Raw genomic sequence first — 20,604 nt, forward strand, 5'->3', positions numbered from 1 at the left:
CAGCAGGCAAGAATACTTCTACGGGATCTTCAGAAGGAGAAAGCATGAAATTCAAGTTCGCCACCGTCTCGCTCGCCGCGGCCACGCTTCTGGCCGCCGGCTGCGCCACCGAACAACAGACCCACACGGCCGTCGGGACCGGCGTGGGCGCTGCCGTGGGCGCGGGGCTGGGCAACCTGATCGGCGGTAACACCACCGGCACACTGGTTGGCGCAGCCGTGGGCGGCGCGGTCGGCGGTGCCACGGGTTACAACTGGAACGCTATCCGCGGCAAGCTGAACAAGGACACGGCCGGCACCGGCACCCAGATCACCGAGCAGCCGGACGGCTCGCTCAAGGTCAACATCCCGAGCCAGGTCACGTTCGATACCGACAGCGCAACGATCAAGCCGTCGTTCCGCTCGGTGCTCGACCAGGTCGCCCAGACGCTGGGCCAGCACCAGGACGTGATCGCCAACGTCGTGGGCCATACCGACAGCACCGGCAACGCGCAGTACAACATGCAGCTGTCGCAGCGGCGCGCCCAGAGCGTGGCGGCCTACCTGGGTGATCGCGGCGTCTCGCGGAACCGCCTGTCGGCCGAGGGCCGGGGCCAGACCCAGCCTGTCGCGGACAACGCTACCGAGGCTGGACGGACACAAAATCGCCGCGTCGAAATTTTTTTGAAACCAATTCAGGGATGACCCAGTCATAGAGACAGGTACCGCTTGCCACCGTTGCTGGCTCGCGATAGGTGGCTGACCTCCCGGGCGGTGCCTGATTTCTCCTCCTTTTCCGTTGTGGAAAGCTGCGCCGGCGCTGACCGGCGCTTTTTTTTGGCCGCGACACAACGAGTGCCTACGCGAGCACTCGACAATCCACGGGATTTCGCCATGCACAATGCCGGCCCTGTGACGCGGTGCTTGCTAGAATAGCCCTTTCGCACCTGGCGCCCGGCTCCGCCGTAGCCGCCCGTCCGAACGCTTCCCCGTCACCCCCACTGGCTCTTTTTTATGACCGCACGTCGTATCCTCGTCACATCTGCCCTGCCATATGCCAACGGCCAGATCCATATCGGCCATCTGGTGGAGTACATCCAGACTGACATCTGGGTGCGCTTCCAGCGCATGATGGGCAACGAGGTTTACTACGTCGGCGCCGACGACACCCATGGCACGCCGGTCATGCTGCGCGCCGAGAAGGAAGGCATCACGCCCAAGCAGCTGATCGACCGCGTCTGGACCGAGCACAAGCGCGATTTCGACAGCTTCCTGGTGTCGTTCGACAACTACTACAGCACCGACGCGGAGGAAAACCGCGAGCTGTGCGAAAAGATCTACCTGGCCCTGAAGGCCGACGACCTGATCGCCGAACGCGAGGTCGAGCAGTTCTACGACCCGGTCAAGAACATGTTCCTGCCGGACCGCTTCATCAAGGGCGAGTGCCCGAAGTGCGGCGCCAAGGACCAGTACGGCGACTCATGTGAAGTCTGCGGCACCACCTACGTGCCGACCGACCTGAAGAACCCGTACTCGGTCGTCTCGGGCGCCACGCCGGTGCGCAAGTCGTCCACGCACTTTTTCTTCAAGCTGTCCGACCCGCGCTGCGAAACCTTCCTGCGCGAGTGGGTGGCCGACCTGGCCCAGCCCGAAGCGGCCAACAAGATGCAGGAATGGCTTGGCGGCGAAGGCGAAGCCTCGACGCTGTCGGACTGGGACATCTCGCGCGACGCGCCGTACTTCGGCTTCGAGATCCCGGGCGCGCCGGGCAAGTACTTCTATGTGTGGCTGGACGCGCCGATCGGCTACTACGCGAGCTTCAAGAACCTGGCCGAGAAGAAGGGCATCGACTTCGACGCCTGGGTCGGCCCGCACTCCACGGCCGAGCAGTACCACTTCATCGGCAAGGACATCCTGTACTTCCACACGCTGTTCTGGCCGGCCATGCTGCGCTTCTCGGGCTACCGCACGCCGACCAACGTGTTCGCTCACGGCTTCCTGACGGTCGATGGCGCCAAGATGAGCAAATCGCGCGGCACCTTCATTACCGCGCAGAGCTACATCGATACCGGCATGAACCCGGAATGGCTGCGCTACTACTTCGCCGCCAAGCTCAACGCGAGCATGGAAGACCTGGACCTGAACCTGGACGACTTCATCGCCCGCGTCAACAGCGACCTGATCGGCAAGTACGTGAACATCGCGAGCCGCGCCGCGGGCTTCCTGGTCAAGCGATTCGAAGGCAAGGTCGATGAAGCCGCACTGGCCCACCCGCTGCTCAAGCAACTGCGCGAAGCCGCCCCGCAGATCGCCCAACTGTACGAAGCACGCGAGTACAGCAAGGCACTGCGCCAGGTGATGGAACTGACCGACGCCGTCAACGCCTTCGTCGATACCGAAAAACCGTGGGAACTGGCCAAGGACGAGGCCAAGCGCCCGGCGCTGCACGCCGCCTGCTCGGTGTCGCTGGAAGCCTTCCGCTTGCTGACGGTCTACCTGAAGCCGGTGGTGCCGACCATGGCCGCCGGCGTGGAGCGATTCCTCAACGTCGAGCCGCTGGACTGGCGCGCCATCGACAAGCAGCTGTCGGCCGCCAGCCCGGTGCAGGCGTACCAGCACCTGATGACGCGCGTCGATGCCAAGCAGGTCGATGCGCTGCTGGCCGCGAACCGGGAATCGCTGCAGGCGACGGCGCCCGCCGCCGGCGCGGCATCGGCCGCTTCGATCGAGCCGATCGCCGACACCATCACGATCGACGACTTCGCGAAGATCGATCTGCGGGTTGCCAAGATTGTGGAATGCCAGAAGGTCGAAGGCTCCACCAAGCTGCTGCAGCTGACGCTGGACCTTGGCGAAGGCCGCACGCGCAATGTGTTCTCCGGCATCCAGTCCGCTTACACGCCGGAGCAGCTTGTCGGCAAGCTGACCGTGGTGGTCGCCAACCTGGCACCGCGCAAGATGAAGTTTGGCGTATCCGAAGGGATGGTGCTGGCTGCTTCGGCCGCTGATGAGAAGGCCAATCCGGGGCTCTACATCCTGGAGCCGCACAGCGGTGCGGTGCCCGGCATGCGGATCGGCTGATCTGCCTGCACGGCAGGAAAAAAACGGCGGCGCCCTCCAGGCAGCCGCCGTTTTTCTTTATCGTCTCGGAGCTATCACCCGCCCTGCATGCGAGAAGGATCGTCGCTGCGCGACGTCGTCGTCACCACCCCCTCAGGATTGAAGTGCACATTAAAGAACGCCTTCTCCTGCGACGACTCCCACCACCGGTAGCCCCAAACCTCTTCCTTCTTCAGCGCGAATTTCTCGACCTTGGTCGGCTTGCCCAGCATACGCCTGACCTGATCCTGGTTCATCCCAGGCCGCACGCGCGCAAAGTTCTCCGCAGTCAGCACCTGCTCGATGCGCATGACCCTGCCATCCGCACCGATCGTCACCATCCACGTCGTCGCACCTTCCGGCCCGCGCGGATACTCCAGCCGCCGCGCGCCGTTCTCTTCTTCCCAGACGATATCCGGCTTGCCCGCCTGCCGCAGCACGTCCTCCTCCGTCGACTGCCCCGGCTCGATGCCCTTGAACAGCTGGCTGTCAGGCTTGACCGAATTCCACGTCGCGCGCGCGGTGTCGCCGGCCTTTTTCATGGCCTCGTCGACCTTCTGCTGGTCGCAGCCGAACAAGGCAAGCAAGGAAGCAAACAGTCCCATGGCGGCAAGGCGTCGCGGCGACGCGTGAGGGAATGGGAAACGGTCAAAGCGGTCAGCGCTTGACTGGCTCTGCGACAGCGGCAGACGCGGCCTGCACCGCGCTTTCGATATCGGATTCGGGATTGCCATCGTCCTGGCTCCTTCTGGCACTGCTGCGGTTCGAGGCGCCCGAAAACAGGACGCCCCAGTTGTCGAAGCGGCGGTTGAACAAGACCGACAGGCCATTGATGGAGCCGCCCTTGGCGATCAGCGACCAGCGCCGCGAAAACGCCCAGGTCAGCTTGACCACGTTGGACGCCGACGTCAGGCTCTGCTCGTAGCCCACCGAAAGCTTGTCGGTCACCGCCTTGCCCACGCTGACGACCTGCTGGTCGTTCAGGCCTGCGGTGGAAGGGCCGATGGAAAACTCGTCGAGGCCGAAATGCTGCACGACGCCCTTCCCCGCCTTGCCGCCGATCATGCCGAGCGCGGCGCCGCCGAGTGCCGCGCCGCCAAGCTGCTTCTGCTGGCCCGCCGCGGCGCTTTCCGCCCCGTAGCCGAACATCAGCCATGACAGCTTGTCTTCTTCCGGCACATTGGGCTCGGATACCAGCCGCACGCGCGGCAGCCGCACCGTGCCGGTCACTTCCACGCCGGCTTCCACTTCCTGCCCGCGCCGCATTGCGCGGATGTACATGTTCGGATTGTCGATCGGACCATTGAAGTTGATGGTACCGCGTTCGATGTTCAGTTTGCGGCCAAAGGCTTCGTAGGTGCCCTCGGTCACGCGCACGGTGCCCGTGGCCCGCATCGGCGCGAGCGGCTCGCTGCGCACGGTCATCTGCCCGGCCAGCTCAAGGTCGGCCCCGGCGCCGCGGAAGCGGAAGTCGTTGCCGAGATCCGCAGTGATTTCGATCAGCGGACTGAATTTGCTTGCGGGCTTTGTCTCGGGTGCCGGCGTGGCCGCCGTCTTCAGTTCGCGCTGGTCCTTGCGGCGCACCACCACGACGTCGTCGCCGAGCACCGGCGCGCCGGCCTTGGGCAAGTCGAACAGGCCGCGGTCGACGCGGAACTTGCCGCGGATCACCATCTGGCGATTTTCGTTGCCGATGGTCGCATCGCCGGACAGGATCAGCGTGCGTTCGGGGCTCGCGAACAACTGCAGCTTGTCGGCGATGATCCTGGCCGTCAGGTTCGGATCGGACTCGCCCAGCTTGACGTTGCCAGTCGCGGTGACCTTGCCGTCGCCGCCACGGAATTCCACCTGCTTCAGCTCCACGGTGTTCTGGTCGAGCACGATGCGCACGATGCCATCCGTGAGGCGGATGCCGAGGTCGTACATCGTCAGCGCGATGCCATCGCCGTCGACGGTGCCGGTCAGTACCGGCGCGCTCACCGTGCCGGACAGCTTCAGCGCGGCCGCCAGCTTGCCTTCGAACGCGTACTGCGGTCCGCTCAGCGATTCCAGCGATTTGAGCCGCGGCACATCGACTTGCACCGATCCGCCCAGTGTGGAGGCCGGCCCAACGCTGACCAGGCCCTGATCCGGCACCAGGCCGGCCGATACATCGACCGCCACCTTGCCGATGCGATCGGCCACCGTCCCGCCACGCAGCGTGATGCGATTGCCCGCGATATCGGCGCGCAGCGACGTCTCGCCGAGTCCCAGCGATGTGAAGCCGCGTCCCGCGTTGACCGAGGCATCGCCGCTGCGGCGCCGGATCTCGGCAAACCCTGCGGCCGTCTCCGCGAGCGTCAGGTTCCAGCGGCCATCGATGACCAGGTCGGATCGGAGCGGCGGTTTTTCACCAGTCAGGGTCTCGACGAGTTCGAGCACGTGGCCGACCTGCAGGCCGTCCAGGTTGCCTTGCGTGCGGATGCGGCCATGGTCCCAGTTCAGGCTGTCGATCTGCAGCACGGCGCGATCGAACAGCAAGCGCGTGGCACCCAGCTGCAAGCGCTGGTCGGCCACGGTCAGCTGTGCCGGCGCGGCCAGCCGCAGGTTGACCGTGCTGCGTTCCTCGAACGTGCGGATGGTGCCTTGCCAACCGTCCTTCGGCCCCTTCCAGGCGCCCTGCCCGGACAGTGCCACGTGCAGCGGCCGCTGGTGCAGCGTGCCTTCAGCCTTGGCATCGAACGTATGGCTGGCCTGCGTGCCGTTCAGCGTGGCGTCGAGCGTGCTGAGGGTGGCCTGCGGCCCCTTGTAGCCGCGCGCCGCGAGCTGCACGGACAGCGTGCCCTCGAGGCCGCCACGTACTTCGGCATGGCCGCTGGCCGTGGCCACGCTATGCGGGCCGACAGTCAGCGCCTGCGCGCTGTAGTCGCCGACGACCTCGGGCCGCTTGATCGTCCCGCTTACGTCGGCGTCAAGCTTGAGCTTGCCCGCCACGCCGAACTTCAGCCGATCGAGCTGGGGCGCATCCACGGCCACGTGCAGGCGGTCCCCGCGCGCGCCGAAACTGCCGCGCAGATCGACCTGGTTGCCGGCCATGCTGAGCGAGGCCTCGCTTGGCAGCAACCGCTCGCCGGCCAGGCGGATCTTGCCGGAGCCGGTCATCGGCAGGCCCGCGTACTCACTCTCGCGCACGGTGAAATCCACAGCTGCACGGATTTCCTTCGCCAGCGTGCCGGTCGTGCTGAAGTCGGCATTGATGCGGCCGCTGGCAACCTTGGCAAGCCGCGCCGGGTCGAACGCGGCCAGCCTGCCCTTGAACTCGAACGCCTGCTCATCCTTGAGACCGAGCTTGCCGTCGGCGGTGAGGGTTCCCGCCCCGAGCGTCGCGCGCAATGCCGACAGGGTCAGCGTTTTCTCGTCCATGCTGGCATCGGCAAACAGCTTGAGTTCGCCACCGGCCAGGTCCAGCGCCACACTCTGGCGGCCGGGTTCCAGGCGCACGGCCAGCGGACCGGACAGGCTGGCCTCGGTCAGCGAACCGTACAGCGCGGCCGGGTTGAGCCGGTGCACGTCCAGGTCGAACGCACCGCGGCCATCCTGCAGCGTGCCGCTGCCGGTGATCTCGGCCTTGCCGGACAGCGCAATACGCAGATCGCGCAGGGTCTGTGTCTTCTCATTGAGCTGCACGTGCGCCTGCACGGACTGCAGCGGCAACTTGCCGGCATCGACCAGGCCCGGTTCGAGATTGCGCACCACGATGTCGCCGGCGACGGTGAGCGGCGCGGCGGCGGATGCAGGCGCGGTCACGGCGGAAGCCGGCGTCGATGCGGGTGCCGATGCGGATGCCGGTGCGGGTGCGGGTGCCGGTGGTGGCGCCGACGCAGCGGCCGGCTTCGCCGGCGCACCGGCTTCGTCTACCGGACGCAGGTCGGCGTGGATGGTCAGGTTCGCCTGCGGCGCCGACGGGCTGAACAGGCGCGGATTGATGCGCTCCCCGTCGACGAGCAGGTGCGTGAACGGTACCTTGCCGAACGGCGTCACATCGGCGTTCGCCCGCGCGCGGATGCGCTCGCCGGTGGCCTCCAGCTCGGCGCGCAAGGTGTCCAGCGAGCCCTGCGCGCTGGCACTGATGGTGAAGGCTTCCTTCTGCCAGCTCGCCTCGAGCAGCGCCTCGGCGTTTAGTGCGAACGGCGCCTGCGCGGCGATCTGCGCGTTGGCGGCAAGCTTGCCATACGGCGTCTCGAGCCGGTCGATCGTCAGGCGGTGCCGCTGCCCATCGGAATGCAAGGCCCCCGCTAGCCCGGAAAAGATCATTGGTTCCGTAGTGGGAACCGGGTTCGTGCGCAGGGCCAGCCGCTCCATCGTGAGCGCGTCGATGTCGATCGCCAGTGGCAATTCGAGCGAGGTCGGCATCTTTGCCGGCGTCGTACTGGGCTCCGACGGCCCGAGCTGCACGTCCACCTTGCCGATGCGCAGCCACGCCACATGCCAGCGCCGCGGCGACCACGCCATATCCCAGCTGCTGTCGACACGGTCGATGGTCACGCGCGTCTCGCCGCTCGCGAACACCACGTCGCGCAGCCGCAAGCCCTGAAACACCGTGCCGCCTTCGAACTTGCCCGAGAGCATGCCCGCCGACAGCCGGGTGGCCAGCGTCCACAGGTGCCGCGTGCCCGTTTCCGAGCGCAGCGCCAGCACGCCGGCAGCGGCCAGCGCGACCAGCAGCGCCACCAGCAAGGCGGCGATCCAGGCAAGCACGCGCCAGAGTCGCCGGCGGCGCGGCGGCGGTGGGGTTGGCGTCGGGGAGTCAGGCGGCGGCGCGTCGCCGCCCCGGCCCGGTACGGATGGCATGTCGACCAGGCTCATCAGAACGCCACCCCGAGCGAGATATGCGGACGGAACTGCTTTTGCTGGACGCCATAGCCTATGTCGAGCTGCACCGGCCCGACCGGGCTGCGCCAGCGCGCGCCGAGACCCACGCCGTTGTAGATCTTGATGTCATTGAGCGCATCGGCTGCCGTGCCGGCGTCCCAGAACACCGCCATGCCCCAGTCGGGCTTGAACCAGTACTGGTATTCCAGTCCGCCGGTGGCGAGGTACTTCGCCGGCAGCACGCTCGAGCCGCTCGGCGTGCCGATCGACTGGTAGCTGTAGCCGCGAATGGAGTCGGTACCACCCGCGCGGAAGCGCAGCGTGGCCGGGATCTTGCTGGAATCGGCCGTCGTCATGTTGGCGCCCAGTTCCAGCCGCGCGACGAACAGGTCGCGGTTGCCAACCGGCACGTACTGGCGGATGCGCCCGTACATGCGGAAGAACGTGGCGTCGCTGAGCAGGCCCTTGGCCGCCACGCCGAGCTGGGTGCTGATGACATTGCCGCGGCGCGGGAACACGGGGTTATCGACATCGCGCCGCGTCCAGGCGAAGGCCGGCACCAGCGCCTTGCTGATCTGCGCCTGCTGGCCCTCGGGCAGCAGGTTGTCGTAGTAGAAGTCCAGCGACATCGTGATGTCGTACTTCTCGCGCGAGCGCGAGCGCTTCAGGCCCGCACGCCAGCTCGTGGTGTCGGTGTTCTCGAGGTCGATGGTGCGCTCGTAGCTGCCGTACACACTGTTGCGGAAGGTACTGCGGTCCGGCGGCATGGCCGTTTCCGCGAACAGGTAGGAACGCTTCTGTTCGATGCGGGCCTGCGAATCAAATACCCACGCACGGTTGAACAGGTTGTAGTACGAATAGCGCCCTTCGACCTGCGCACCGGTATCGGTGGTGAAACCCACACCGCTGTTGAGCCGGTGCTCGGGATACTCCCGCACCTTCACCGACACGGGCGCGGTCACCACGCCGTCGGGGGGATTGGCCGCCGCGCCTTCGGGCGTCACGAGGTCGACCTGCACGTTCGAGAAATAAGGCTGGTTCTGGAGCGCCCGCTGCAGTTCCAGCAGCCGTTCCACGCGGTAAGGCTCGCCTTCGTTGAGCGGATTGACGTTGTAGATGATCTGCTCGGGATAGCGGCGCGTGCCACTGACGCGCAGCGGCCCCAGCAGGTAGGCCGGGCCGCTGTCATAGCGCGCCGACAGGTCCGCGCGCAGTTCGTCAGGCTCGATACGCGCCTGCGACTGGGCCAGCCGCGCGCCAAAGTAGCTGCGGCTCTGCAGCGTCACCAGCGCCTCTTCCTTGGCCTTGTCCCAGTCCTCCTGCCGGAACGGGTCGCCCACCGGCAGGCCCCACTTCTTCTGCACCTCGGCCACCTGCTCGGGCGAGCGCGTGGCCGCCGGTCCGTCCACCTTGATGTCGACGTTACGGATGATGGTGCGCGCGCCGGGATCGACCGTGACATGGACGACGCGCTTGTCGCCCTCGCCCTCCACGCGCGCGGTGGTAACGGGATCGAAATACCCTTCGGTCGAGGCAAACTGGCGCACCTGGTCGCCCACGGTTTCCACCATGTAGGCGAACTGGTCGGGCGACAGGTCGGTGCGGTCCTTGTAGCGGGACAGGTCCAGGTGGTTTTCCAGTATCTCGCGCAGTGTCTTGGGCGCCTCGACCTCCACCTTGTAGCCTGCCTGTGCCGGCAGCAGCCAAACGGCGGCAAGCGCGGACAGGAACAGCCTGCGCAGGCGCGCGGGCGTCCAAGGCCGCGCATCCGGGCGGACTTTCCTGTCAGGGTTGGCCGCCAAGCGGGCCGAGTCGGTCCTTTCGGTCCTCATTCGCTGCAATTGCTCCGCCGGGCGGGATGGCGCGTGCCGGCGGCACGCAAAGTGGGTATTTGACCACACCCCCGCCTAAGGCCGGAACCATGACCTGCGACAACATGCGCCCGCGTGCGGGCTGCGTCGCATCCGGCGGCCCCGGAAGGGAGCGTTGCAGGGGCCGGATACTGTAAAATCCTGCCGCACCGTACCTTTAAGCCGCCTCGCGGCGCATTACCAGAATCCCACCATGGCCATGTACGAATCGGAAATCACCCAGTTCCTGAAGTCCCTCAAGCAGGAACGTCCCGCACTCGAGACCGAGCAGCGCGAAGGCCGCGCCCTGCTGTGGGACAAGGAACCGATCGACCTCGAAGAGCGCGCACGTGCCCAGTCGTCGCGTGTGGCGCAAAAGCCTTACGTCTACTCGCAGGACAACTGATCTGCGCTGACGTGCCGGATACCGCACGCCATCCATGAACCAGAGCGATCAGGACAAGTTGCTTGCCGTGGAATTGCCCGCGCCGCAGGCCGCGTCAGCCGCCCAGGGCGGCCCGGCCGACGTGGTCGACGGCATGGCGTTCGCACGCCTGTATGGCGAGCCGCTGTTCAAGCTGCCGCAGGACCTGTACATCCCGCCCGATGCCCTCGAAATCTTCCTGGAAGCGTTCGAAGGCCCGCTGGACCTGCTGCTGTACCTGATCCGCAAGCAGAACTTCAACGTCCTCGACATCCCGATGTCGCAGGTCACGCGGCAGTACCTGTCGTATATCGAGCAGATCCGCAAGACCAACCTGGAACTGGCGGCGGAATACCTGCTGATGGCGGCAATGCTCATCGAGATCAAGTCGCGCATGCTGCTGCCGGTCAAGAAAGCCGACAGCGACGAGGACGCCGAAGATCCGCGCGCCGAGCTGGTGCGCCGCCTGCTTGAATACGAGCAGATGAAGCTGGCCGCGCAGCGCCTGGACACCGTGCCGCAGCTCGGCCGCGATTTCCTGCGCTCGCAGGTCTATATCGAGCAGAGCCTGGCGCCGCGCTTTCCGGACGTGGAGACGGTCGACCTGCAGTCGGCCTGGGCCGACGTACTCAAGCGCGCCAAGCTCAACCAGCACCACAAGATCTCGCGTGAAGAGCTTTCTGTGCGCGAGCACATGAGCCAGATCCTGCGCCGGCTGCAGCACGCGCGCTTCATGGAATTCACCGAGCTGTTCGACGACGCGATCCGTTCCGGCAAGGGCGTGCCCGTGGTGGTCGTGAACTTCATCGCCATGCTGGAGTTGTCGCGCGAGTCGCTCGTGGAGATCACGCAGGCCGAGCCGTTCGCGCCAATTTATGTGCGATTGGCGTACACCCCTGCCTGACCTCCCCATTGCGCCCGCCCACCCCGGGGCCACATGTTCTACAATCCGCCGACAACCGCGAAGAGGCCCGACAGGGCCCGCCGAGACTTGTCGATGCGCCCGCCAGAAGGCGCCAGGGTCACCCATACCACGACAGCACACCAAGTTCATGAAAGTCATTTCCTCCATCCAAGAGCTGCGTGACCAGTTGCGCGGGCAAAACCGGGTCGCGTTTGTCCCGACCATGGGCAACCTGCACGAAGGCCACCTGTCGCTGATGCGGCTGGCGCGCCAGCACGGCGATCCGGTGGTGGCGTCCATCTTCGTCAACCGCCTGCAGTTCGGCCCGAACGAGGATTTCGACAAGTATCCACGCACGCTGCAGGACGACATCGAAAAGCTGCAGAGCGAGGGTGTGTACGTGCTGTTCGCCCCGACCGAGCGCGACATGTACCCGGAGCCGCAGGAATACCGCATCGATCCTCCGCATGATCTCGGCGATATCCTGGAAGGCGAGTTCCGGCCGGGCTTCTTCAAGGGCGTCTGCACGGTGGTGATGAAGTTGTTCACGGCCGCGCAGCCGCGCGTGGCGGTGTTCGGCAAGAAGGACTACCAGCAGCTCATGATCGTGCGCCGCATGGTCCACCAGTTCGCGCTGCCGATCGAGATCGTGCCCGCCGAGACCGTGCGCGCCGAGGACGGCCTGGCACTGTCGTCGCGCAACCGCTATCTCACCGAAGCCGAGCGCGCCGAGGCGCCCATGCTTTACCGCACGCTGCACGACGTGCGCGACACGGTGCTGGGCAGCGACCGCGCGGCCACCCAGCTGGCCACCGTCGAGGCCGACGCGTGCGCCACGCTGGCACAGCGCGGCTGGAAGCCCGACTACGTATCGATTCGCAAGCGCAACAACCTGCAGGCGCCGACGCCGGAGGAATTCGCAGCCGGCGAGCCGCTGGTAGTGCTGACTGCGGCCAAGCTGGGCGCCACCCGCCTCATCGACAACCTCGAAATCTGAGCCCGGCGGCCCGCGGCCGCTTCGCCCAGACAAAAAGAGCAAGCCTTTCGGCTTGCTCTTTGCATTTCAGGCCTCGGCCTTTTCGGTGCTGCGGATGCCGGCCCGCTGGCGGACCTTGGTTACGTGGCGCCGGTGTCCGCGTCGGCGCTTCAACCAGATCAGCACGCCCGTGATCGCGAACGTCAGTGGCGCCAGGCCGAAAACCGTGATGAAGATGCGGCCCGGAACGCCGAAGGCCTCGCCCGTGTGCAAGGGGAACAGCCAGTTCAGGAACGTGTCGCCGGCCGGCGCATCGGCCGGGTCGCGCGCGCCAAGCCGCCTGCCCGTATAGGCATCGAGCCACAGCCGCGTGGCGCCGCTGTCCTTGCGCACTTCGCCGGGCTGGCGCAGGCGTACTTCATAGGCATCGCCCGCCTTGCGCGGAAAACTGATGCGGGTCACCGTGGCGTCGGGATATTCGGTCTGGGCGGTCGCCATGATCTGCGCGGCGCCGAGCGGCCGCGCGCCTGGCTCGGCGGGCGCCGATGCATGCTTGGCCGGCGGCGTCACCGTCATCACGCTGGAAACGATGGGCGTCACCCACTTCGGCAGGTTCAGGTACCAACCCGAGAAAGCGATGGTCGCCAACACCGGCGCGGCAAAGATGCCGCCCGCACGGTGCAGCGTATAGGTAAACCGCGACCACGAGCCGCCGTGCGTGATGCGGAACGCCTGGAACACCGAGCGCGGCCGCAGCTTCGGCCACCATGCCACGATGCCGAGCAGCACCATGATCAGCAGCATCATGCCGGTCACACCGGTGATGGTCTTGCCGGTTTCTCCGCTGAGCAGGTAGCGGTGCAGGTGGAACAGCGTCGGCAGCAGTAACTGGCGCGACAGACCAAACTCGCCCCACACCCGCTCGCCTTTCACCTCGAACGTGACCGGATCGACCATGACCTGGCGCGAGCGCCCGGGCACGACGCCGTCGGGGCCCTTGACCGGATACCACGCGACAAAGACGCCGTGCTCCTCGACCGGCAGCATCAGCATGTTCGGCCGGCCATAGGCGGGGCCCGACAGGCGCTCGGTGACGGCCTGCACGGTGTCGGAGGACACCGGCATCGGCACGGGCGCCGATGCGACCAGCAGGTCAGGGTTCAGCCATGCATCGAGCTCGTCGCGCCAGGCAATGGTGGTGCCGGTCAGCCCCATCAGGACGAACAACAGGCCGAAAATCAGCCCGATATACAGGTGCAGCTTGACGATGACGACGCGTAGGCGGCCGGTGACCATGGGCGACAGAAGGGATTGTGGGAGCCGGCGGAACAGGCGCAAGCGCCAGGCCAGACAATGCAAATGGGAAAGATTCGCAATTCTATCAGGGTACGGGCCGCCCGCATGCAGCCGCGGCAATACGGCAGAATGGCGCCCTGCCCCTGACATTCTTCACCCATGCCCCTCGTCACCCTGACGTCCGCCACAGCCGCCGACGCCGAACTCGTTGCCGCCATGCACGCCGAAAGCTGGCGACACACTTACGCGGACCTGTTGCCCGATGCCTATCTCCTGCAAACCGCTCCGGCGGAGCGCCGTGCGGCCTGGCATGCGCGCCTGTGCGAAGGTGCGGAAGCACCGCTCGAAGTGACGCTGGCCTGCGTGGACGGCGAGCCCGCAGGCTTCGCGTGCCTGATGCCCGATGCAGAACCCGCCTATGGCATCTACCTCGACAACCTGCATGTGCTGCCGGCTTTCCACGGCTACGGACTAGGCAAGCGCCTGCTGGCGCACTGCACGGAGCGCGTGGCAACAGGCTGGCCGGGCCGACCGCTGTTCCTGTACGTGCTGGAAGGCAACACGCAGGCGCGCGAGTTCTACCGGCGCCTTGGCGGGCAGGAATCCGAGAGCTTCGAGGACCCGTTTCCGGGGACGGACATCATCGTGACTGTCCGGCGGGTGTCGTGGCCTGACGTGCCCGCACTGCTCGCGCGCCTCGCGCCGACCGCGCGCTAGCTGCGCAGCGGCGCAAACATGGCACCAAGATCCAGATGGCTGGCGAGCGTATCGGCCAGCCGTTCGATCGATGCCTCGCGCAGTGCCGCCAGGTCGATCCCCTGTGCCCCGTCGAGTCCGGCCCAGCGCAGCAGCGCCTGGCATGCCGCCGGCTCATCGAACAGGCCATGCACGTAGGTCGCCAGCACTTGGCCGTCCTCTGAACAGGCGCCGTCCGCACGACGCATGCCCTCGTCATCGTCCAGCCACAACGCCGGGCGCTCCAGCCCCGCGCCAGCGCTGATGCCCATGTGGATTTCGTAGCCACTGACTGTAGCTTCCCCGTCCGCAAGCCGACCGCTGACTCGGCGCAGCTGCTTGTGCGGCGCCAGCGTCGTTTCATAGTCGAGCCAGCCGAAACCGGCACTGCTGCCAGCCGGCCCCTCATGACCCGCCGGATCATGGATCTGCCGGCCCAGCATCTGCATGCCGCCGCAGATGCCGATGACCTTGCCGCCATAGCGCAGATGCCGCCGCAGCGCCGGCTCCCAGCCATTGGTGTGCAGGAAATCCAGGTCGGCCCGAACGCTCTTGCTGCCGGGCAGGATCACCAGGTCCGCCGGCGGCACGGGCATGCCGGGCCCGATAAAGCGCAGGTCCACCTGCGGGTGCGCGCGCAGCGCATCGAAATCCGTGTGGTTCGAGATGCGCGGCAGCACCGGCACGATCACGCGCAGCAGTGTGTCAGGGGCGCCCTGCTTGGCCGATTGCGCGCCGACGATGGCGTCTTCCGCGTCCAGATGCAGGCCATGCAGGTACGGCAACACGCCGAACACCGGCTTGCCGGTACGCGCCTCCAGCCAGTCGAGCCCCGGCTGCAGCAGGCTGATGTCACCGCGGAAGCGGTTGATGATGAAGCCGGTCACGCGTGCGCGCTCGCTGTCCGACAGGCAGTCCAGCGTGCCCACCAGATGGGCGAACACGCCGCCGCGATCGATGTCGGCCACCAGCACGACCGGGCAATCGACGCGCTCGGCGAACCCCATGTTGGCGATATCGCGGTCGCGCAGGTTGATCTCAGCCGGACTGCCCGCGCCTTCCACGACCACCACGTCGTAGGCCTGCGCCAGTCGCTCATGCGACGCGAGCACCGCCTTCATGGCCACTGGCTTGTACGCGTGATAGGCGCGCGCGTCGAGGTCCAGCCTGGCCTTGCCGTGGATGATGATCTGCGCGCCGGTGTCGCTGCTCGGCTTGAGCAGCACGGGGTTCATGTCGGTGTGCGGCTCGACCCGTGCCGCCTGCGCCTGCAGAGCCTGCGCACGGCCGATCTCGCCGCCATCGGCGGTCACCGCGCTGTTCAGCGCCATGTTCTGCGGCTTGAACGGCGCCACGCGCGTGCCGGCACGGACCAATACGCGGCACAGGCCCGCCACGACCGTGCTTTTGCCGGCGTCGGAAGTCGTGCCTTGCACCATCAGCGTGCCGCGCAAGGCACCCGCGCCGTCCGTGCGCGAAGTTTCAGAAGAATCACATTGCATAGCGGCCAATTATCGCACCCGTCGTGCGGCTATCGGATGCGACCGCTACAATACCCGGATGGAAACACCGGCCACCGATACCGCGCCTGCCACGGCCGCGGAGCCCCGCCGGGCCGCGAACGGCCATGGTGCGCGCCAGCTCACGCTGGTGCTGGGCGGCGCGCGCTCCGGCAAGAGTCATTACGCCGAGCAACTGGCGACCGACCACGCGACCATCAAGGGTGGACCGGTCACCTACATCGCCACCGCGCGCCAGGATCCGGACCAGACCGATGAAGAGCTCGAAGTGCGCATCGCGCTGCACCGTGCGCGCCGGCCGGCCGACTGGCATCTCGTCGAAGAACCGGAGCGCCTGGCCGATGCGCTCTACGCGCACGCGCGCCACGACGGATGCATCCTGGTGGATTGCGTCACGCTGTGGATGAACAACCTGCTGTTCCCGAAAGACCGCGCCTATCCCGAGCACGGCGTGATCACACCGCCCGATATCTTCGCCGAAGAGATCGAATCGCTGCTCAACGCGCTGCCCACGCTGCCCGGCCACGTGATCCTGGTCTCGAACGAGATCGGCTTCGGCGTGGTGCCAATGGGCGCGATCACGCGCTTCTACGTCGATGAACTGGGGCGCCTCAACCAGAAGCTCGCTGCCGCCGCGGATTGCGTACGGCTGCTGGTGGCGGGCATCCCCGTCGCGGTCAAGGGCCCTGATCCCGCATGCTGATGTTGTCCTGGCCGGCGTGCGCGGCCGCGGCGCTGGCTGGCGTATTGCTGGACCAGTGGCTCGGCGAACCGAAGCGCTGGCATCCGCTCGTTGGCTTCGGCAAGCTTGCCAGCGCGCTCGAACGCCACCTCAATCGTTCCCCATTAACGACACCAGCATGGCGCCAGCGCATCACCGGCATTGCTGCTTGGTCATTGATGGTGCTGGTGCCGGCCGCGCTGATTGCGTTGCTGGCCGATGCCGCAAGCCGATGGCATCCATGGCTGGGCTGGTCGGTGCACGCAGTCGCGCTCTATGCCGCGCTTGGCGCGCGCAGCCTCGATCAACACATCGCCCCAATTGCGGCGGCACTGGCAAGCGGCGACCTTGGCGCTGCACGGGCACTGACCGCCCGTATCGTCTCGCGCGATACGGCCGATGCCGACAGCGAAGCTCTGGCACGCGCCGCCTGTGAATCGGCGCTGGAGAACGGCAATGACGCGATCTTCGGCGCGCTGTTCTGGTTCCTTGTGGGCGGCGCGCCCGCAGTGGTTGCCTTCCGTCTCGCCAACACGCTCGACGCGATGTGGGGCTATCGCACGCCGCGCCTGCGATATTTCGGCTGGGCCGCAGCCCGGCTCGACGATGTGCTGAACCTCGCACCGGCACGGCTCACGGCGTTGTCCTATGCGCTGCTCGGTGCCACCGCGCAGGCCCTGCGCTGCTGGCGTACGCAGGCACCCGCGTGGTCCAGCCCGAACGCGGGCCCGGTAATGGCTGCCGGCGCCGGTGCGGTAGGCGTCGCGCTGGGCGGACCGGCCCGCTATCACGGCGAACTGGAAGCACGTCCGCCACTGGGCACTGGCGCCCGGCCTGAGGCCGCGCATGTGCTGGCCTGCCTGCAGCTGGTACAGCGCACGCTGTGGCTCTGGCTGGCACTGGCCATTGCCAGTGCCGCGGCGCTGCACTGGCTCCCTGCCTTGCTGACCCCGTGAAATTCGCGCTGGCTCCCATCCGCCACGGTGGCGATCTGCAGGCCGCCGTACGCCGCTATGGCCGGCCTGTTGCTGAATGGCTGGACCTGTCCACCGGCATCAATCCGACGGGCTACCCGGTGCCGCCGATTCCGGCCGAGGCCTGGCAGCGCCTGCCGGACGACGACGACGGCCTGGCGGAGATCGCCGCTCAAGCGTTCGGCGCGCCCCAGGCCCTACCGGTTGCCGGGTCGCAGGCCGCGATCCGCACGCTGCCGCAACTGCTTGCGCGCGGACGCGTGGGCGTGGCCGCGCTCGGCTACAGCGAGTACGCGCCTGCGTTCGCTGCCGCGGGCCATGAAGTCGTGCTGCTCGGCGAGTCCGACTTTGCCCAGCCTTCGCTTGCCGGTGGTCTCGACCACCTCGTCGTGGTCAATCCGAACAACCCGTCAGGCCGCTTGCTTGCGCCGCAGACGTTGCTGGCCTGGCACGCGACGCTCGCCGCGCGTGGTGGCACGCTGCTTGTCGATGAAGCGTTCATCGACTGCACGCCGCAGCATTCGATCGCGGCGCATAGCGGCGCACCGGGGCTCGTGGTACTGCGCTCGCTCGGCAAGTTCTACGGACTTGCCGGCGTACGCTGCGGCTTCGTGCTTGGCGAACCAGCGTTGCTCGGTGCATTGCGCGAGCGACTGGGCCACTGGACCGTATCGGGCCCGGCGCGCGTGATCGCTCGCGCGGCGCTGGCCGACACCGGATGGCAGACAGCCAACCGCGAACGCCTGACGGTCCAAGGCGAACGATTGTCCGCACTGTTGGCCGATGGCGGACTAGCGCCGGTGATGCAGCCGCTGTTCTGCTGGGTGCCGCATCAATACGCAGCACCCCTGCACGATGCGCTGGCCCGCCATGGCGTCTGGACCCGCCGCTTCGATGCCGCCGGCGACTGTGCGCCGGGCCTGCGATTTGGCCTGCCGCCCGATTCGCCGCACGCGTGGCAACAACTGGAAACCGCGCTGTCCGCCGTGATGCGCGCCTGAACGCACTGACCCGCATGTCCCTTATCCGCCAGATCGCCGCAGCGGCGCTGCTCGTCGCCACCACACACGCCATGGCCGCCGTTTCGGCGGTCGATGACGCGGGCCAGACCATCACGCTCGCCCAGCCCGCACGCCGCGTGGTATCGCTCGCGCCTCATGTGACCGAACTGATCTACGCCGCAGGCGGCGGCGACCGCATCGTTGGCACCGTGCACTACAGCGACTATCCGCCGCAGGCGCGCGATATCCCGCGCGTCGGCGACAACAAGGCGCTGGACCTCGAACGCATTGCGGCGCTCAAGCCGGACCTGATCGTGGTATGGCGCCATGGCAATGCGCAGAAGCAGACCGACCGCCTGCGTGCGCTGGGCCTGCCGCTGTTCTATAGCGAGCCGCGCCGGCTCGAGTCGATCCCCGACAATCTTGAGAAGCTCGGCACGTTGCTCGGCACGGAAGCCACGGCCCATCGCGCCGCGGACGATTTCCGCCAGCGCGTGGCAGCGCTGCGCAAGACCTACGCGGCCAAGCCGCCGGTCACCGTGTTCTACCAGGTCTGGCAGCAGCCGCTGATGACGCTGAACGGCCAGCACCTCGTGAGCGACCTGCTTACGCTGTGTGGCGGCCGCAACCTGTTCGCGAGCGAGTCTCCGCTCGTGCCGACCGTATCGGTGGAGGCCGTGGTGGCCGGGAACCCCGAAGTCATGCTGACCGCGGGCACGGGCGCCACGCAGTCGGACCGGCCGTTGGCGGACTTCGCGATGTGGGAGAAATGGAAGCAGGTCACCGCGGTCGCGCGCGGCAACCTGTTCACGATCAACGGCGATCTCGTCAATCGTGCAGGCCCGCGCGTGGTCCAGGGCGCCGAGCAGATCTGCAAGGACCTCGACACGGCGCGCAGCCGCCGGCCCGCGCGCTGATCAGCCTGCGCTGCGGTTCCACCAGGCGAGCTGGGGCGTGCCGCTGCCAAGGCGGAACAGGCTGCTCGATCCGAAACCGAGTTCCCAGCCCAGCGTTGTAGCCAGCGGCAGCCCGAGCCAGTGCGCGGCGAGCATGCGCATCGGCCCCGCGTGGCCGACGACCCACATGCAGGTATCGGATGAGGATTGGTCCGTCAGCGACGCGGCCCAGTCAGACACACGCGCCATCGCCACTGCCGCAGTTTCTCCTCCATGGGGGCACGCATCGAGCAAATCCTGCGCGAGCGCGTCGAGTTCGCCGCGCGGAATATCGTCCCACGCGCGCCCTTCCCAGTTGCCGAAATCGATCTCGGCCAGACGCGAATCGACTTCGGGTTCGAGCGTGTGGGCAGGTAAGGACTGCAGCAACAACCGGGCCGTGTCGGCCGCGCGACGCAACGGGCTCGTCAGCACGCGTTGCGGCGCAGGCAGCGCTGCAACCATGGCATGCGGCGACGGGGTAGCAGGCGTGGTCAGGCACAAGTCCAGCCTGCCGTAGCAGATGCCGGCGCCGACGTCTGGCCGCGCGTGGCGAATCAGGACCACGTCCATGCGGCAGCCACCAGGTAGATAAGCAGCTCGCCCAGTTGCTGGGCCATGCCGAGACAGTCGCCCGTATAGCCGCCGATGCGGCGCACGAAATAGCGGCCCAGCAGGAAACGCAGGACCGCGAGCGCACCCACCGCCACGCCCGCGAACAGCGGCGACACCAGCACCAGCGGCGCAGCGCCGCACAGCAGTGCAAAGCCGAGCCCCGCGCCGCCAAGCCGCTGCGCCACGGGCTTGGCCTTGCCCTCGTCGCGCACGTAGTCCAGCGTTGCCAGATAGCTCACGGCCATGGCACGGCTCGCGCCATGCGCGGCCAGCAGCACGAGCAACAACTCCTGCAATCCGCTGCGTGCGCCGATGGCGACAAGCAGTTGCCACTTGAGCAACAGCGCCACAACCAGCGCGATGGCGCCGAACGCCCCGATGCGCGAGTCGTGCATGATGCGCAGCACGTCCTCGCGCCGCCACGCGCCGCCAAACGCATCGACGCAATCGGCGAGTCCGTCTTCGTGGAAGGCACCGGTCAACAGCAGCGTCGCCGCCATGCCGAGCAGCACCGCGACGCCGGGCGGCCACCACTGCACGGCACCCCATGTCACCAGCACGGCCACGCCGCCGACCATCAGGCCAACCAGCGGAAAGTAGCGCGCCGCCGCATTGAGATAGCGCGGCTCGTAGCCGACCCACTGCGCGAGCGGCGACGGCAGCGGCACCCGCGTGAAGTAGCCGAGCGCAGTCAGGAAGAAGCGCAGTTCGTCGGCCATGCGGTG

Annotated in this window: 17 protein-coding genes; 10 read left to right on the forward strand and 7 right to left on the reverse strand. The window is 67.1% G+C overall.

What is annotated here, in order from left to right:
- Positions 1-44 precede the first annotated feature (44 nt).
- Positions 45-683 carry an OmpA family protein gene (locus tag KHO41_RS17225; RefSeq protein ID WP_211954489.1) on the forward strand — a complete coding sequence of 213 codons (639 nt, stop codon included), beginning with the start codon at positions 45-47 and terminating at the stop codon, positions 681-683.
- A 309-nt stretch (positions 684-992) separates the two neighbouring features.
- Entirely contained in the window at positions 993-3,059 is a 2,067-nt protein-coding gene (metG, locus tag KHO41_RS17230; RefSeq protein ID WP_211954490.1) for a methionine--tRNA ligase, read from the forward strand.
- 74 nt (positions 3,060-3,133) lie between these two features.
- Here metG and bamE read toward each other — a convergent pair whose 3' ends face one another.
- Genes bamE through KHO41_RS17245 form a run of 3 tightly spaced genes read right to left on the reverse strand, consistent with a single transcriptional unit; the run spans position 3,134 to position 9,760 of the window.
- Complete coding sequence (bamE, locus tag KHO41_RS17235) at positions 3,134-3,682, reverse strand: outer membrane protein assembly factor BamE domain-containing protein (protein WP_211954491.1); 549 nt, start codon at positions 3,680-3,682, stop codon at positions 3,134-3,136.
- Between the two features lie 52 nt (positions 3,683-3,734).
- Positions 3,735-7,922: a translocation/assembly module TamB domain-containing protein gene (locus tag KHO41_RS17240; RefSeq protein WP_211954492.1), complete on the reverse strand. Its 4,188-nt coding sequence runs from the start codon at positions 7,920-7,922 to the stop codon at positions 3,735-3,737.
- Positions 7,922-9,760 carry an autotransporter assembly complex protein TamA gene (locus KHO41_RS17245; protein WP_211954493.1) on the reverse strand — a complete coding sequence of 613 codons (1,839 nt, stop codon included), beginning with the start codon at positions 9,758-9,760 and terminating at the stop codon, positions 7,922-7,924. The genes KHO41_RS17240 and KHO41_RS17245 overlap by 1 nt, the downstream gene beginning before the upstream one ends.
- Positions 9,761-9,992: 232 nt before the next feature.
- Between KHO41_RS17245 and KHO41_RS17250 the strand changes: the two genes are divergently transcribed.
- The 3 genes from KHO41_RS17250 to panC all read left to right on the forward strand — a co-directional run bounded on the left by KHO41_RS17250 (position 9,993) and on the right by panC (position 12,103).
- Complete coding sequence (locus KHO41_RS17250; protein ID WP_211954494.1) at positions 9,993-10,184, forward strand: DUF3460 family protein; 192 nt, start codon at positions 9,993-9,995, stop codon at positions 10,182-10,184.
- 34 nt (positions 10,185-10,218) lie between these two features.
- Positions 10,219-11,106, forward strand: a complete 888-nt coding sequence (locus KHO41_RS17255) for a segregation and condensation protein A (protein ID WP_211954495.1) — start codon at positions 10,219-10,221, stop codon at positions 11,104-11,106.
- A gap of 148 nt (positions 11,107-11,254) precedes the next feature.
- Complete coding sequence (gene panC, locus KHO41_RS17260) at positions 11,255-12,103, forward strand: pantoate--beta-alanine ligase (protein ID WP_211954496.1); 849 nt, start codon at positions 11,255-11,257, stop codon at positions 12,101-12,103.
- Between the two features lie 66 nt (positions 12,104-12,169).
- Here the strand turns inward: panC and KHO41_RS17265 are convergent, their stop codons facing one another.
- Complete coding sequence (locus KHO41_RS17265; protein ID WP_211954497.1) at positions 12,170-13,378, reverse strand: PepSY-associated TM helix domain-containing protein; 1,209 nt, start codon at positions 13,376-13,378, stop codon at positions 12,170-12,172.
- Positions 13,379-13,537: 159 nt separating this feature from the next.
- Here KHO41_RS17265 and KHO41_RS17270 point away from each other — a divergent pair, with 159 nt between their 5' ends.
- Positions 13,538-14,095 (forward strand): GNAT family N-acetyltransferase, encoded by a 558-nt coding sequence (locus tag KHO41_RS17270; RefSeq protein ID WP_211954498.1) that lies wholly within the window; start codon positions 13,538-13,540, stop codon positions 14,093-14,095.
- Here KHO41_RS17270 and KHO41_RS17275 read toward each other — a convergent pair.
- Positions 14,092-15,552 carry a cobyric acid synthase gene (locus KHO41_RS17275; protein ID WP_211954574.1) on the reverse strand — a complete coding sequence of 487 codons (1,461 nt, stop codon included), beginning with the start codon at positions 15,550-15,552 and terminating at the stop codon, positions 14,092-14,094. The two genes, KHO41_RS17270 and KHO41_RS17275, sit on opposite strands and share 4 nt — an antisense overlap.
- Positions 15,553-15,673: 121 nt before the next feature.
- On the opposite strand from KHO41_RS17275, the gene cobU reads away from it, so the two are divergent.
- From cobU to KHO41_RS17295, 4 genes are read left to right on the forward strand one after another with little or no spacing between them, the layout of a single operon-like run.
- Positions 15,674-16,336, forward strand: a complete 663-nt coding sequence (cobU, locus tag KHO41_RS17280) for a bifunctional adenosylcobinamide kinase/adenosylcobinamide-phosphate guanylyltransferase (protein ID WP_244873873.1) — start codon at positions 15,674-15,676, stop codon at positions 16,334-16,336.
- Positions 16,330-17,310 carry an adenosylcobinamide-phosphate synthase CbiB gene (cbiB, locus tag KHO41_RS17285; RefSeq protein WP_211954499.1) on the forward strand — a complete coding sequence of 327 codons (981 nt, stop codon included), beginning with the start codon at positions 16,330-16,332 and terminating at the stop codon, positions 17,308-17,310. Before cobU ends, cbiB begins: the two co-directional genes overlap by 7 nt.
- The gene (gene cobD, locus KHO41_RS17290) at positions 17,307-18,329 is read left to right on the forward strand and encodes a threonine-phosphate decarboxylase CobD (protein WP_211954500.1); all 1,023 of its coding nucleotides are present in this window, start codon (positions 17,307-17,309) and stop codon (positions 18,327-18,329) included. The genes cbiB and cobD overlap by 4 nt, the downstream gene beginning before the upstream one ends.
- A 14-nt stretch (positions 18,330-18,343) precedes the next feature.
- On the forward strand, positions 18,344-19,246 hold the full coding sequence (locus KHO41_RS17295) for a cobalamin-binding protein (RefSeq protein ID WP_211954501.1): 903 nt from the start codon (positions 18,344-18,346) through the stop codon (positions 19,244-19,246).
- Here KHO41_RS17295 and cobC read toward each other — a convergent pair whose 3' ends face one another.
- Positions 19,247-19,837 (reverse strand): alpha-ribazole phosphatase family protein, encoded by a 591-nt coding sequence (gene cobC / locus KHO41_RS17300; protein WP_211954502.1) that lies wholly within the window; start codon positions 19,835-19,837, stop codon positions 19,247-19,249.
- The gene (locus tag KHO41_RS17305) at positions 19,822-20,598 is read right to left on the reverse strand and encodes an adenosylcobinamide-GDP ribazoletransferase (protein WP_211954503.1); all 777 of its coding nucleotides are present in this window, start codon (positions 20,596-20,598) and stop codon (positions 19,822-19,824) included. Before KHO41_RS17305 ends, cobC begins: the two co-directional genes overlap by 16 nt.
- Positions 20,599-20,604: the final 6 nt, after the last annotated feature.

It is taken from the genome of Cupriavidus numazuensis (assembly GCF_905397435.1).
Classification (GTDB): domain Bacteria; phylum Pseudomonadota; class Gammaproteobacteria; order Burkholderiales; family Burkholderiaceae; genus Cupriavidus; species Cupriavidus numazuensis.

What these genes read in the sequence shown, in the direction of transcription:
- KHO41_RS17225 (WP_211954489.1), top strand. Translation starts at nt 45, where the DNA reads ATGAAATTCAAGTTCGCCACCGTCTCGCTCGCCGCGGCCACGCTTCTG.
- metG (WP_211954490.1), top strand. Translation starts at nt 993, where the DNA reads ATGACCGCACGTCGTATCCTCGTCACATCTGCCCTGCCATATGCCAAC.
- bamE (WP_211954491.1), bottom strand. Translation starts at nt 3,682, where the DNA reads ATGGGACTGTTTGCTTCCTTGCTTGCCTTGTTCGGCTGCGACCAGCAG.
- KHO41_RS17240 (WP_211954492.1), bottom strand. Translation starts at nt 7,922, where the DNA reads ATGAGCCTGGTCGACATGCCATCCGTACCGGGCCGGGGCGGCGACGCG.
- KHO41_RS17245 (WP_211954493.1), bottom strand. Translation starts at nt 9,760, where the DNA reads ATGAGGACCGAAAGGACCGACTCGGCCCGCTTGGCGGCCAACCCTGAC.
- KHO41_RS17250 (WP_211954494.1), top strand. Translation starts at nt 9,993, where the DNA reads ATGGCCATGTACGAATCGGAAATCACCCAGTTCCTGAAGTCCCTCAAG.
- KHO41_RS17255 (WP_211954495.1), top strand. Translation starts at nt 10,219, where the DNA reads ATGAACCAGAGCGATCAGGACAAGTTGCTTGCCGTGGAATTGCCCGCG.
- panC (WP_211954496.1), top strand. Translation starts at nt 11,255, where the DNA reads ATGAAAGTCATTTCCTCCATCCAAGAGCTGCGTGACCAGTTGCGCGGG.
- KHO41_RS17265 (WP_211954497.1), bottom strand. Translation starts at nt 13,378, where the DNA reads ATGGTCACCGGCCGCCTACGCGTCGTCATCGTCAAGCTGCACCTGTAT.
- KHO41_RS17270 (WP_211954498.1), top strand. Translation starts at nt 13,538, where the DNA reads ATGCCCCTCGTCACCCTGACGTCCGCCACAGCCGCCGACGCCGAACTC.
- KHO41_RS17275 (WP_211954574.1), bottom strand. Translation starts at nt 15,552, where the DNA reads ATGGTGCAAGGCACGACTTCCGACGCCGGCAAAAGCACGGTCGTGGCG.
- cobU (WP_244873873.1), top strand. Translation starts at nt 15,674, where the DNA reads ATGGAAACACCGGCCACCGATACCGCGCCTGCCACGGCCGCGGAGCCC.
- cbiB (WP_211954499.1), top strand. Translation starts at nt 16,330, where the DNA reads ATGCTGATGTTGTCCTGGCCGGCGTGCGCGGCCGCGGCGCTGGCTGGC.
- KHO41_RS17295 (WP_211954501.1), top strand. Translation starts at nt 18,344, where the DNA reads ATGTCCCTTATCCGCCAGATCGCCGCAGCGGCGCTGCTCGTCGCCACC.
- cobC (WP_211954502.1), bottom strand. Translation starts at nt 19,837, where the DNA reads ATGGACGTGGTCCTGATTCGCCACGCGCGGCCAGACGTCGGCGCCGGC.
- KHO41_RS17305 (WP_211954503.1), bottom strand. Translation starts at nt 20,598, where the DNA reads ATGGCCGACGAACTGCGCTTCTTCCTGACTGCGCTCGGCTACTTCACG.